The following is a 14,675-nucleotide window of genomic DNA, read 5'->3' as shown; positions in this document are numbered from 1 at the left end:
ATAACAAAAAAGGCGGCTTTTAAGGCTGCCTTACTTTTTTAATGACAAATAGGTAAATTATAAATACAGCAAAAAGTTGTCAGATTTCAGCTTGTTCTGTATTGCAATTTGCAATTTTTGATGTTAGAATGTACTCAGTATGATACAAATCATTTCATGATCAAGGAGATTACATCATGTTAAGGATAGTCAATACCGAAAACGGACAGGTTCGCGGTCTGCCGGCGGCAGATACGAGAATAACCTCATTCAAAGGTATACCCTTTGCTGCTCCACCTGTAGGTGAGAACCGCTGGCGAATTCCGCAGCCTGCCGAAAACTGGCAGGGAATACGTGACTGCTTTGAGTTTGCTCCCATATCCATTCAGGATACCCCCGGATTAGGCGACGATATATATTGTCGTGAATGGCACGTCGATCCTGAAATACCCATGAGCGAGGACTGTCTCTATCTTAATGTATGGACGAATGCAAAGTCAGCAGATGAGCGTAAGCCCGTACTTGTATGGTTTTTCGGCGGTGCTTTTCAGTGGGGATATACTGCTGAAATGGAATTTGACGGGGAACGCCTTGCAAGGAGAGATATCGTTGTAGTTACTGTGAATTACCGACTGGGGGCACTGGGCTTTCTATGTCACCATCAGCTGATAAAGAAGCAGCCTGATGCACCGTGTAATTTCGGCTGCCTCGACCAGCAGGCAGGACTAAGGTGGGTGCGCCGCAATATTGCCAACTTCGGCGGTGATCCTGACAATATAACTATAGCAGGGCAGTCCGCAGGCGGCGGCAGCGTAATGGCGCAAATGGCTTGCATGGACAACGAGGGTGATTTCAAACGTGCTGTAGTTATGAGCGGAATGTTCGGTTCGCCATATGAGGTCAATGATTTCTTTCTGCCTCAGAGTCTTGAACAAGCCAGTCAAAAAGGCGAAAGACTCTTTGAGTATTTGGGTGTTAAGACGCTTGAAGAAGCAAGAAATCTTGATGCCGACTATATTCACAGCAAGTATTCCGAGCTCCGCAACAATGGCGAGATGTTCTTCACTATAGTGCAGGACGGCCATTTTTGTACACAAGATCCCATGGCAGCTTTCAGAAACGGCACACGTATACGTGTCCCCGTTATGGCCGGAAATACAGGTGACGAATTTGTGGAGTGTATCCAGGCGGCAGATGATGACGAGCTTACAAAGAAAGCGAAGGAGTACTTCGGCAGCAGGGCAGATGAATTCCTGACATTTCATGAAGCTAAGGTCAGGAATGACATAGGTTATTCGCCCGTTTCATCACCTGAGCTTGGTACAAAAACTGCTTTTCTCGGCGAGAATAAGCTGAATGATCCTCAGAACTGCTACTATTACCGTTTTATTTCGGATATCCCCGGTGAAGATGCTCCCGGTATATTCCATTCTGTTGATCTCTGGTTCTTCTTCGAGACTTTGGCAAAATGCACCAGACCTTTTGAGGGCAGACATTACGATCTTGCAAGACAGATGTGCGATTACTGGGCAAACTTCATTAAGACAGGTGATCCAAACGGATATGACCTTAATGGCAACAAGCTTCCCGAATGGAAACCGTATACTAATAATGATCGCAGCGAGATGCTGTTCACCTGTGACGGTGCCAAAGCATCGACCGAGCAGAGCGACTTCGTGAAGTTCCTGCTTGATACAATGAAATAAGGAGGTTATTTTTATGAGCAAGAAACAGGCATTCAATCCTTATCTCCCAAGCTGGGAGTATGTACCCGACGGTGAGCCCTATGTGTTCGGTGACCGTGTATACGTTTATGGTTCTCACGATCTCTGGAACGGCTATGTGTTCTGTATGGGCGATTACGTGTGCTGGTCTGCACCTGTTGATGATCTGGGCAACTGGCGGTATGAGGGTGTTATCTACCCAAGAAACGCCGATCCCATGAACAAGGACGGTCATATGTGCCTTTACGCACCTGATGTTACTGTTGGTCCTGACGGAAGATATTACCTTTACTATGTACTCGACAAGGTTGGTGTTATGTCAGTTGCGGTATGTGATGAGCCCGCAGGCAAGTACGAGTTTTTCGGCTACGTTCACTATCCCGACGGTACACGTCTTGGTGAGAGAGAAGGAGACGAGCCGCAGTTCGATCCCGGCGTTATCACAGAGGGTGATAAGACATATATGTACAGCGGATTTTGCCCTGAGGGCGACAAGTCCAGAACAGGTTCAAAGGTCGTTACTCTTGATAAGGATATGCTTACTGTTATCACTGAACCGCAGCTGATAGTCCCTGGTATCTGTTACAGCGCAGGTACTGAGTTCGAGGGACACGCTTTCTTTGAGGCTTCTTCAATACGTAAAGTTAATGGAAAGTACTATTTTATATACTCCTCTGAAGTTATGCATGAGCTCTGCTATGCTGTCAGCAATGATCCGCTAAATGGGTTCAGTTACGGCGGCGTACTGGTCAGCAACACCGATCTGCATATTGATACCTACAAACCTGCTGATATGCCTACGAACCGAGGTGCAAATAATCACGGCAGTATTATTGAGATAAACGGCGAGTGGTATATCTTTTATCACAGACATACCAATGGTACTTGGTTCTCCAGACAAGGCTGTGCAGAAAAGCTCACTCTCAATGCAGACGGCAGCTTTGATCAGGCAGAGATAACCTCATGCGGTCTTAATGGCGGTCCTCTTGAAGGCAAGGGCGAATATCCTGCATATATTGCCTGCAATATCTTTGGCAAAGAACCTGAGTTATATATCGGTGATCTCAATGCTCCGCGAATAATGCAGGACGGCAAGGACGGTGACGAGGAAATAGGGTACATATCAAATATCAAAGAGTGTACTAACATAGGATTTAAGTACTTTGACTGTAAGGGCATAACTAAAGTTAGTATTACTACTCGCGGCTACTGCGGCGGTACGTTCGCTGTAAAGACGGCTTGGGACGGTGAAGAGCTTGGTGAGATCGAAGTCGAAAACAGCAATGTATGGAAGAGGTCAACTGCTGATATCAGAATACCCGACGGTGTGAATGCTATTTGGTTTACCTTCAAAGGCACGGGTAATCCAAGTCTTGGTTCGTTCATTCTGGAATGATATTGTGAAAATAAGTATATTCTTACAGTGATGATTTATTAATATTTAGGGTAATTTTATTAAAAAAGCGTTACAAATAGGTTAAATTTTGGTCTTTTCTAACCATTTTTTGCGATAATTGCATGGATTTTTCTGCTCGTTTATCTTTTTTTGCCTTTATTACAGATATTTATTGACAAGTAGTATATAATATGGTAAAATTAACAAAGACACCGAATAGGTGCAACGACAAATTCGGTACAACCGTAAAACTTGCCGAGCGAAATTTTTGTAGGTATGTTTCGTGAGGCTATTAACCAGGAGGTAATAGTAATGAAAAAAAGAAGAATCTTAGCAACGATTATGTCAGCAGCAATGTTCGCAACTACACTTGTCGGTTGTGGCAGCGACAACAACAACAGCAGCAGTAACAGCGGTTCAAACGGATCCAGCGGTTCTGCAAATGATGGCGGCGGATCAGGCAGTGTTGAGGAACTCACATGGATGTTCTGGGATGACCTTAATGCTACCGAGGATCTTATTTCGCTCGGCTATAAGGACACTATTGAGAGATTCAACAATGATTTTAAGGGTAAGTACCATGTAACAGCTATTACTACAAATCTTGAAGAATACTACAACAAGCTCAACGCTCTTGTTGCAGCCGGTGAAACACCTGATGTATTTATCGTAAGTCCTGGTCCTCAGCTCACAGATTATGTTGAGCCTGGTGTTGCAGCTCCCCTTGATGAATACCTCAACAAGGACGGCTGGAAGGATACATTTACAAGTGATGCAGTATTTACACAGCAGACATATGACGGCAAGATATATGCTGTTCCGCTTAACACAGCAGCTGCTTGCTGTTTCTACAATACAGAGATGTTCGAGAAGGCAGGAGCAAAGGTTCCTACTAACTGGGACGAAATGATGGAAGCCTGCGAAAAGCTCAAGGCTGCTAAGTACACTCCTGTAACTATTTCCGCAGGTACTGCATGGTGCCTTTCAATGGTAGCAGGTTATCTCTGTGATGCAGAGGGCGTAGATCTTCCTAAGCTTGCTGACGGTTCAGCTTCATGGGAAGACGGCAAACTCGAAAGTGCTTGCAATAAGCTCCTTGATCTCTCCAAGTACTTCCAGAGAACAGCAGCAGGTGATACTAACGATGTTGCTACAGCTAACTTCTACAACGAAGAAGCTGCTATCCTTATCCAGGGTTCATGGGTTATCGGTCAGATAAACGGTTCTAACCCTGACTTTGAGTCAAAGTGCGGCGTATTCCAGTTCCCGGGTGTTGATAAGATCATCGCTAAGTCTGACTCACTCTGCATGAGCTCAAAAACAAAGAATCCAGAAGCTGCTGCAACTCTTATCAAGTACTTCACTGATGACACAGCTCAGAAGTACACAGCTGAAAAAGGCGGTAAGATCCCTGTAACAAAGGTTCAGTATGATGCATCTGTAGCTCCTAAGCAGCTCGGTTACGTTATGGACGTATTCAGCAATGCAAAGGGTACATTCGGTTTCTACAATGAGTCGATGCCTACAACTGAAACAGGTGCTCACTTCGATGACACAATGGTTTCCGTATTCCTTGGTGACATGACACCTGCTGAGGCTGCAAAGGACATGGAGGAATTCTACAAAACTAATTGCAGAAAGTAATTTCTGACTTATTATGAAAAAAATAGGGGCGTACCCTGCGCCCCTATTCTTTTTAATGCATTTTCTATATTGATCTTCTGAAAGGAGTTGTTACAGGATGGACAAATTGCTTAGGAACAAGAAAGCGATCGCTGTTTTCATGCTTCCTGCTTTCATTTTGTTCACATTGGTGCTTTTTATACCGATCGTTCAGTCGGTGTATTATTCATTCTGTGATTATAAAGCGGTAACCGATCCTGTTTTCATCGGGTTTGATAACTACAAGACTCTGATGCATGATAAAACATTCGGTATTGCTCTTAAAAACTCAATGTTTTTCCTTATTTTTTCTTGTGTGTCACAGCTCGTCGTAGGCCTTTTCTACGCTGCACTTCTTACAAATATAAAGGCAGGACGCAATACATTCAAGAATATAATCTATCTTCCATGCGTACTTTCTTCTGCTGCCCTCGGTCTGATGTGGATGTTCATATTCAGCCCGAAGCTTGGTATCAACCAGCTTCTTGAAAAATGGGGCGTTGAGGAACCACCTCTCTGGCTCATGGATACCAAAGGTCATATCATTCTTCCTATGTGGATAATAGCATTTGTTGCTCTCTGGCAGTATGTAGGTCAGTCAATGATGCTTTATATGGCTCAGATCTCAGGTATCAGCAAGTCACTTATGGAAGCAAGCTATATCGACGGCTGTACAAAGGCAAAGACATTCAGGTACATAACGCTTCCGCTTATAAAACCAATGATAGCCACAGCTATGTCGCTCAATGCGATAGGCTCACTGAAGTTCTTCGATCTTATATATAATATGACAGAAGGCGGACCGAACCATAAGACAGAAGTCCTTGCAACTCACCTCTATCAGCAGGGCTTCAAGTATACCAAATATGGCTATGCGAGTGCCATAGGTGTAGTACTGCTTATACTCTGTCTGTTAGTAACTCTGTTTATCAATAAGGTCGTAAAGACTGAACAGTATGAAATGTAAGGAGGCGGAGTCAGATGAGTTCTTCAAAATCAGCTGTTGCTGAACTGGATCCTACCTCCAGAAAAAAGATAGCACCGATACAGGTAGTAATATATGTATTTCTGATACTTATATGCATAACATATATTTTCCCTCTGTTATGGGTATTCAATGTATCATTCAAGACCAATAAGGAGATATTCAGCGCTCCTTTTGCACTGCCTGAGAAAGTTACATTTGATAACTATTCTTTCGCGTGGACAGCAGGACGTCTTGGCATAGCGACATTCAATTCATTTGTTGTATGCGTTGCTTCGTTGATATTAAGCATGATCATCGGTTCAATGGCTGCATTCGGCATTGCACGTATGCGTTGGAAGGGTGCAAAGCTTGCCATGACTTATTTCCTTACAGGTATGATGATACCTGTGCACTGTGTGCTTATTCCTCTTTTTACAAGATTTGCAAAGTTAGGTCTTTCAAATACAATTACAGGACTTATACTTCCTTACCTTACTTTCTCGCTTCCGATAACTATATTCATTATGACAGGCTTTTTTAAGGGTATTCCTAATGAACTTATCGAAAGTGCTTGTATGGAAGGTGCAAATATTTTCCAGATATTTTTCAGGATATGCCTTCCACTCGGCAGAACCGGTCTTTTCGTAACAGGACTTATGACATTTATCGGTAACTGGAATGAGCTGCTTCTTGCTATGGTATTCATTTCCGATGATGCCAAGAAGACACTTCCTGTATCGCTCTCTAAGTTCGTAGGACCATATAATACGAATTATTCGCAGATGTTTGCGGCTATTATAATCGCTATCATACCGACTATAATTGTTTACTGCGCATTCTCAAACAAGATCGTTGACGGTCTGACAGCAGGTGCTGTAAAGGGTTAATATCAGTATCGGCATATGTAAATGTCAGTTCTTTGATAAAGAGGGACAAAAGCAGGATATACTAAGATTTTAATTTAAAACATTGCATTTATGGGAATATTAAAGAAGCATACTGTTACTTTTTTAGCTTTGATTTATATATGCAGAATAGATCATTAAAAACTGACGGCTTATGCTATTAATGATTACATAAATATGATCTGGAGTGTAAGCTATGAAAGCAAAAATAACTATCAATAACCTGGATATCATCGGCGAGATCGACCAGAGGATATACGGTTCTTTTATAGAACATCTCGGACGTGCGATCTACGGCGGTATCTATGATCCGTTACATGAAAGTGCTGATGATATGGGCTTCCGTAAAGACGTACTGGAGCTTGTAAAGTCGCTTAATGTACCTATTGTACGCTATCCGGGCGGTAATTTCGTGTCAAACTACAAGTGGGAAGACGGAACAGGTGACAGATCAAAGCGTCCGAGAAAGCTTGAGCTTGCATGGAACAGCGTTGAGACCAACGAGATCGGCATTGATGAGTTTCAGGAATGGGCAAAGCGTTCGGATACTGAAATAATGATGACAGTCAATCTGGGTACGCGAGGTGCTGTTGAGGCAAGTAATCTGGTCGAGTACTGTAACCTTAATACAGGTACATATTATGCTGAAATGCGCCGAAAGAACGGCTTTGACAAACCATTCGGCATAAAGCTGTGGTGTCTGGGTAATGAAATGGACGGCGACTGGCAGATAGGTCATAAAACCGCACAGGAATACGCACGTCTTGCCTGTGAGACTGCAAAGCTGATGAAGCTGACAGATCCTACGATCGAGCTTGTTGCTTGCGGAAGTTCAGGTCCGCTTATGCCGACCTTTGGCGAATGGGAAAGAACTGTGTTGCGTGAGTGCTACGACCATGTTGACTATCTTTCTTTACACAGCTACTATGGTAATCCTGATAATGACACTTCGGATTATCTTGCATCATCAATGGACATGGAGCAGTTTATCATAGATACTGCAAGGATTTGTGATGAAGTAAAGGCGGAGAAAAAATCTGATAAGGATATAAATCTTTCCTTTGACGAGTGGAACATCTGGTTCCACAGCAATGAGCAGGACAAGCATATAGAACATTGGCAGGTCGCTCCACCGCTTTTAGAGGACATCTATAACGTTGAAGATGCACTTGTTGTCGGCTGTCTGCTGATCACGCTTCTGAGACACTGTGACAGGGTAAAGATCGCCTGTCTTGCACAGCTTGTCAATGTTATTGCTCCGATCATGACCGAGACTGGCGGAAGATCATGGGTACAGACAATTTTTTATCCATTTCTCCATTGTTCGGTCAACGGAAGGGGAAAGGCATTGCGAACTGTTTGTGAATGTGGAACCTATAACACTAAAAATCATAGTAATGTACCATACATTGAAAGTATCACAGTACAGAACGGCAATGATATCACTTTGTTTGCAGTAAATCGCTCATCTGATGAGAGCTGTGAGCTTGAACTTAAAGGATTTGAGGGATACTGCCCCGTATCTCATACAGTTCTGACAAATGATGATATGAAACGCTGTAACAGTGCTGATGAGCCTGATGCGATATCACCTGTACAGCAGAAAATCGGTGAAGAGGTAATACTTGCCCCACGCTCATGGAATATGATAAAATTTACTGCTAAGTAATAAAAAGACCTGCCTGTAAAAATAACAGGCAGGTCTTTAATTTATAATCTATTGTCCGAGAACCTTGCGTATTTTGTCAGAAAGTATATCGGCACTGTTTTGCTGCGTTCTCTTAGACGGATGACCGTTCGCACCCATGCCGTCGCGCATAGACTGTGGTTGTGAGAAGTAAGATGTTATTTTATCATCGTTAAGCTCGGCAACAGCCTGTTCTATAAGCGTGTAAACATCATCGCCGCCCATAGTTCCGACTGTGCAGATAATAGCAGCATTCGGACGTTTTTCACGAACATTTTTTAAGAAAGTCTTATAGCTGTCTACAAATTCACTGCCGCGTACTTCAAGATCTTGTGAAACATAATTGAAGTCATTTGTTCCGAGATTTATCACAACGACATCGCATTGTTCGGGAAACGACCAGTCATTGTCATAATCCTCAAACTTGCTGGCAAGTTCGTAGCAGTCAGGCAGGAGTTCATTTGCATTTTTATTACCGTCACCTGTGTAGCCTGACACGATACCGTAACCGCTGTAGCAGCAGGTAGTGTAGTCTGCACCGAGGGACTTCGCTGCAAGATAGGCATAGGACTTGGAGAAATTCTCCGTTGAGGTCATAAACGGTTCACTGCCGCTTTTGCTCTCAACACCGTATCCGCAGGTTATGGAATCACCAATGAATTCGATCGTCAATGGAGCGGCTGACAGGGGAGTTACAGGCTGAGCCGAATCGCTGTCCACATTGACGGAGCGTATACCTACACCGCCGAACATTGCTTCCGAGAGCAGCATGACTTTTACTGCTGCGGTTTTATCCGTATCTTTCCAAAGGCTTATTGTCTCCTCGGGCTTATCCATAATTACATCGCAGAACTGTTTATCATCAATATATACAGCATAGCGCGGACGGTGTTCTTCATCGTTGTTTATGCCACTGCTGCCTGCAAGAGTAATAGAGGCACTTCTGCCGCTGACGGTAAACTCCGCAGCTGAACCGCTCTGCACAAGCCATAAAACATCGTCCTGTACAACGGTTCTGCTTTGCAGTTTCGCATTATCGGACGTTACGGGTATACTCTGCAACATGAGTTCTCCTTCTGATAGTATTGAAGTTTCAGCATTTTCTGGTTTCGCAGCTGTAATGGCTGTGTCGCTATTATCCTTTGAACAGCCAGTAAATGCTGCCACAGCGGCTATGCATAATGCACAGCCGACTGCGATAATTGATATATGTTTCTTCATGATGTTCACTTTATATCCTCGAACAGTGATTCATAGTATTCGGGAGTTCTACCTTGTTCACTTGTTGTCACATATATCCAGCAAACAAGGTCGTCATCAAGCTTTCTCATATAGAAACAATCGAATGCCTTGCCGTCCCAATAATAAACTACATCTCTCGAAAATTCTTCGCTGCCAAGCTTTACCTTTTTACGTTCTTTCCAGTCAGCATTACCGCCATCATTAGTTATCTGTCCATCTATCCATTCCTTACAATAGTCCATAACATCTTCTGCGGTAACGTCCGCAGAATCAGGGAATCCGATTTTTGTGTTTACAAAGAATACCATTACGGATTCTTTAGCATTGCCAAAACTTGTTTCAAGTATTTGCGCCCTTTCGCGCCTGATCTCTTCTTCATCAGTAAGCTCTGCAATGTAAGCTTCTTTTTCCTCGGGATCAGTATCATTAGGGAAATAATTCAGTTCTCCGGGAACATTGAGTTTGATATTTGCATATTCATTGACGTATACGCCGTCCTTAAACAATCCTGCTTTATAATTAGTACCTTTCAATGCAGGATCAGGTTCAACTTCTGTAGGCGGATCGAGTATGGTCTCTGGCTCAGTCTGCGGTTTGAAGCCGTCGCCGTAGCTAAGTCCGTAGCCTCTTTCAAGCCAGCACTTGTCTGTGCGTATCTGGTCTAATGAACTGTACCACGGGCTTGGGAGTTTGCCTGTAAAGTCAGCACAGCCGCAGAGCACATCGGATACGCCCTTGCCCTCAGAGCCTGGAAGATAGCACATAACTACACTGTCCCAGTCGTCATACAGTCTCTTGTTTATGAGAACATTTCTGCCTGCAACGATACAGGTAACAGTTGGCTTGCCAAGCTCCTTTGCTTCTGCACGCGCCTCGGAATTGCCTTTAAGTCCAAGAGTACCGAAAAGGCTCATGTCCTCGGTATCTCCGTTCCACTCGGCGTAGTTCTGCTCACCTAAGCAAAGCAGCACCACATCGGCTTTATCTGCCTGTTCCTTGTCTGTGATGACTTCAATGCCGTAATCCTTGGCGTATCTCTCGAAAGCTTCCTGTATTGTTGTAACTCCCGGAACGTCCTTCTTGTTGGAACCATTCCAGTCCATAGTCCAGCCGCCGCACTGTGCCTGACAGCTGTTTGCGGCAGGTCCTGTGATATAGACCTTTGTTCCTTTTTTCAGTGGAAGCACATTGTTTTCATTTTTAAGAAGTACAAGGCTCTCCTCAACAAGCTTTTCGGCTACCTTTCGGTATTCAAGGGAACCTGTGGCTATCTTTTCGGTCTTGATATTTTTCAGCAACGGATCGTCAAAGAGACCTGCGTCCTTCTTGACCTTTATAATTCTCGTAACGGCATCGTTTACACGTTCTTCGGTTACGTCACCGCTGCCAACTGCATCGATGATTATCTGCTTTGCCTCGTCGTATCTATCGGTCTCCATGAGCATATCAATGCCTGCGTTTACGCCGTTAATGACCTGATCTTTATATGTCGCACCCGATGTATGCTCTATAGAGCCCCAGTCGCTGACGATAAATCCCTCAAAGCCCATTTCGTCCTTGAGTTTCATGATGTATTCCTTATTTTCGTGCATCTTCACTCCGTTGAGAGACGAATGACTGATCATTATAGTCTGAACTCCTGCGTCTATCTGTGCCTGATATACTTTGAGAAGTTCCTCTACCTCCGCGTCAGTGAGCTGTGCATCGCCGCGGTCGATACGCTTTAATGGCGCTCCTGCTTCACCTGTTCCGTAAAGTACATTGCCGTCAGCAAAGAAATGCTTTGCGCAGGCAACAAGTCCGCCGTCGATAAGTCCCTTTGTGTAGGCAGTACTGAGTTTGGTTATGGTCTCAAGGTCAGAACCGTAGGACTCATAGGTACGTCCCCAGCGAGGGTCAACAGACTGAGCAACACAGGGCGAGAAGTTCCACATCATATGGCAGAGCTTTGCTTCGTCAGCTGTAATAAGACCTACCTGATAGGCAAGCTCTTCATCATTTGCTGCTCCTTGTCCGATATTATGTGGGAAGTACACAGCGTCCTTACAGTAATTTACACCGTGAACGTCGTCCTGTCCGTAGATATAGGGGATACCTGCCTCTGAGTCAATGGCTGCCTGCTGGAAACCGTCAACGGTCTCAGCCCATGCTTCAAAGTCGATACAGCCTACCGTGGAGAGGATACTGCCGTAGTCACTGGCTTTCATGTCGTCCTCGGTGATATTGTAGACCGCAGGCTGTACCATTTGGCTTGCCTTCTGTTCGAGTGTGAGAGTTGCAACTATCTCCTCTGGAGTCATGGTGGCATAAGTCTGATACTTCGGACCGTCGAAGTTCACCTCTGTCATTGTTGTAGTTTCGGCTGCTGATGTAACTGCCTTTGTTGTTTCAGTTTCAGATTTTTCTGATGATTTGTTTTTCTCCGCACATGACACAGTTGATATAAGCAATGTCAGCGGAAGTAAAAGTGCAAGTGCTTTTTTCATGTTTTCACTCCTTTTAGTATATATAATAATGTTTGATAATGCATTAGTTTATGCATTTAGTAATATTATATCATATTACGGCATTGTTTTCAAGTTTAACCTTTCACATGATGTAAATGACACAAAACAAAAGAAAAAGCACAGACTTTAAAGTCTGTGCTTTAAACATTCAGCCTTTCTTTATGAGAAGTTTTCTCAGAGCTACCACGTCAAAGATATCGATAACTCCGTCGCCGTTTATGTCTGAGCCTTCCTTGCTTACGGCAGAAGCTGTATTTTTTCCGAGGATAAAGCTGCTGATCGTAACAAGGTCGGCAGTATTCACATCACCGTCACCGTTGCTGTCACCCACGGATATTGGTGCTGCATTGCCTGTGAAGATATATGTGTTCTTTCCGTTGTTGTTTATAACGGCATATTCGCCGCTTCCACTGATACAAACGTCGGGAGCATTAGTGTTTGCCCAGCCGCCGTTATGAAGTCTCATACCCGTATCTACTCCGCTGAACTTATCACCGAGCGTTAAAGAATTCAGTTCAGTGCAGCCCCCGAACATACTTGACGAGAACTTCACATTGCCTGTATCGAAATTACTGAGGTCAAGGCTCGTGAGCTTATTGCAGTCCACGAACATCATGCTCATGTCAGTAACATTGTCTGTTTTCAGCGGAGTAACATCAAGTGCTTCAAGACCTGAGCATAATTTGAACATTTCACTCATATTTGTAACATTTGACGTGTCGAAAGAACTGAGGTCTATCTCAGTGAGAGAATGACAGTTTCGGAACATTGCATTCATGTGTTGAACTTTAGATGTATTGAACTTACTAAGATCGATCTTTTTCAGTGACTCGCAGGCAGTAAACATTGCACCCATATCTGTTGCTGCAGAGGTATCTATGTTTCCTAATTCGATGTATTCTGCTGTGCGGCAGGCACTGAACAGCAATCCCATTTGCTCGACCTTTGAGGTATTGAAATGAGATATATCGATCTTTTTTAAATTCTCGCAGTTACAGAACATGGCATACATATCTTTAACATTTGAAGTGTCAAAACTGCTGATATCAAGGTTTGTGAGTGCGTTGCAGGACTGGAACATTGCTCGCATATTATTGACTTTACTCGTATCAAAGTTGCTGAGTGAGAGCGTCTTTATCTCGTGGTCGTTCTCGAACATATAGCTCATATCTTCGACTTTTGAGGTATCAAAGCTGCTTAGATCAACAGAGGTTATAGCGGAGCTTCTTGCCAGCATATAGCTCATGTTCGTAACATTTGAGGTATCAAAATTCCTCAGATCAAGGTCATAGAAGCTCCAGCAGCCGTCCAGCATATGAGACATATCAGTAACGCTTGATGTATTGAGCTTCTCAACGCATGAAGAGTTGAGCTTTGTGCAGTATTCAAACATACTGCTCATATCTGTTACTTTCGAGGTATCGATCTTATCCATAGAGATCGTGTTTACCAGCTCGCAGTCCATGAACATAGCTTTCATATTCTTTGGTGTGCCTGTAGCCTTGGAAAGATCAATGACAGAACAGCCTTTATACAGCTTGAATAGTTCACTGCAATCCTCAGGAAGTACAGTACCTTCCTCGGCTATGACCTTGAGTACTGATCTCTTGTAAACAAGATCGCTTATCTGTTCTTTGTCGATATTTCCGTGAAGAGTAAGTGTTTTAGACGTAGTGTTAAAGCTGTAGCAGAGCTTATCTTCCGGTGTCTTATTGTAGGTATATGTATTTTCGCCGGTATTATTGATAACTGCAAATTCACCGTTGCCGCTGACTTTTACATCGGGTTCTTTTTCGTTTACCCAGCCAAAATTGAAAACTCCCATTGCTGATGTTATATTTCCTGATTTTTCTCCAAGTTTTATTGTACTGAGACTGTAGCAGTCCTCAAACGCATAGCCCTTGTATGCAACATTGGAAAGATCAAGACCGCTGAAGTCAACTGATTCAAGAGAACCGCATTGTGAAAAGATAAAGTCAATGCTTTTCAGATTTTTAGTGCTTATCTTGCCGAGGTTGACAGTTTTAAGCGAAGAACATTTCGTAAACATAGCTCTCATTGTTTCCAAACTGCTTGTGTCAAAACCTGAGATATCCATCGTTTCAAGGGAAGTACAGCCGCTGAACATATATGACATATTCTTTACATTGCTTGTATCGAAATTACCAAATTCAAGCTCGGTGAGGGATTCACAGCCCGAAAACATGGACTGCATCACCGTTATTTTTGATGTATCAGCCTTTGAAAAGTCCATTTTCCTGCATTTCTTGCAGAAATAGAACATATTGTTGCAGTTTTCCGGGAAAACAGCATCCTCAGACGCTACTATGCTTGTAAGCTTTGAGGCGTATTTAAAGCCTCTTATCTCCGCACTGGTGAATTCTCCGTGCAGAGTTAAAACTCTTGCTTCTGCGTCATATACAAGGTGTTCCTGATTTTTAGAAGAAGTTTCCGAAGTCTTTGAAGTTGTAGTCGTCTGTGTAGAAGTTACTGTAGTAGTTGTAGTCACTGAATCTGCCGCAGACACTTCAAAAACAGACATAGTACTGTTGAGTATTGAAAGTGCAGCAATTAATGCTGCTGTTTTATTTAATTTCATTTGTAGT

General features: G+C 43.4%; 9 protein-coding genes. 6 read left to right on the top strand and 3 right to left on the bottom strand.

What is annotated here, in order from left to right; translation table 11 throughout:
• Positions 1-176: 176 nt before the first annotated feature.
• The 6 genes from BLW60_RS00085 to BLW60_RS00060 all read left to right on the top strand — a co-directional run bounded on the left by BLW60_RS00085 (position 177) and on the right by BLW60_RS00060 (position 8,302).
• A complete protein-coding gene (locus tag BLW60_RS00085) occupies positions 177-1,685 on the top strand; it encodes a carboxylesterase/lipase family protein (RefSeq protein WP_074713888.1) in 1,509 nt (502 codons plus the stop codon).
• A 13-nt stretch (positions 1,686-1,698) separates the two neighbouring features.
• On the top strand, positions 1,699-3,099 hold the full coding sequence (locus tag BLW60_RS00080; protein WP_074713887.1) for a family 43 glycosylhydrolase: 1,401 nt from the start codon (positions 1,699-1,701) through the stop codon (positions 3,097-3,099).
• A 312-nt stretch (positions 3,100-3,411) separates the two neighbouring features.
• On the top strand, positions 3,412-4,743 hold the full coding sequence (locus tag BLW60_RS00075) for an ABC transporter substrate-binding protein (protein ID WP_074713886.1): 1,332 nt from the start codon (positions 3,412-3,414) through the stop codon (positions 4,741-4,743).
• Positions 4,744-4,840: 97 nt separating this feature from the next.
• Positions 4,841-5,728 carry a carbohydrate ABC transporter permease gene (locus tag BLW60_RS00070; protein WP_074713885.1) on the top strand — a complete coding sequence of 296 codons (888 nt, stop codon included), beginning with the start codon at positions 4,841-4,843 and terminating at the stop codon, positions 5,726-5,728.
• Positions 5,729-5,742: 14 nt separating this feature from the next.
• Entirely contained in the window at positions 5,743-6,615 is an 873-nt protein-coding gene (locus BLW60_RS00065) for a carbohydrate ABC transporter permease (RefSeq protein WP_074713884.1), read from the top strand.
• Positions 6,616-6,829: 214 nt separating this feature from the next.
• Positions 6,830-8,302, top strand: coding sequence for an arabinosylfuranosidase ArfA (locus BLW60_RS00060; RefSeq protein WP_074713883.1), 1,473 nt, complete (start codon positions 6,830-6,832; stop codon positions 8,300-8,302).
• Between the two features lie 48 nt (positions 8,303-8,350).
• Here BLW60_RS00060 and BLW60_RS00055 read toward each other — a convergent pair whose 3' ends face one another.
• The 3 genes from BLW60_RS00055 to BLW60_RS00045 form a co-directional block, all read right to left on the bottom strand.
• The gene (locus BLW60_RS00055; protein WP_139283343.1) at positions 8,351-9,541 is read right to left on the bottom strand and encodes an SGNH/GDSL hydrolase family protein; all 1,191 of its coding nucleotides are present in this window, start codon (positions 9,539-9,541) and stop codon (positions 8,351-8,353) included.
• Between the two features lie 5 nt (positions 9,542-9,546).
• Positions 9,547-12,048, bottom strand: coding sequence for a glycoside hydrolase family 3 protein (locus tag BLW60_RS00050; RefSeq protein ID WP_074713881.1), 2,502 nt, complete (start codon positions 12,046-12,048; stop codon positions 9,547-9,549).
• 169 nt (positions 12,049-12,217) lie between these two features.
• Positions 12,218-14,668, bottom strand: coding sequence for a BspA family leucine-rich repeat surface protein (locus tag BLW60_RS00045; RefSeq protein WP_074713880.1), 2,451 nt, complete (start codon positions 14,666-14,668; stop codon positions 12,218-12,220).
• Positions 14,669-14,675 lie beyond the last annotated feature (7 nt).

Origin of the sequence: Ruminococcus flavefaciens, from assembly GCF_900108555.1 — a bacterium.
Lineage (GTDB): Bacteria > Bacillota > Clostridia > Oscillospirales > Ruminococcaceae > Ruminococcus > Ruminococcus flavefaciens_P.
Note: the sequence above shows the minus strand (reverse complement) of the source record. Positions and strands in the feature narration are given on the sequence as shown.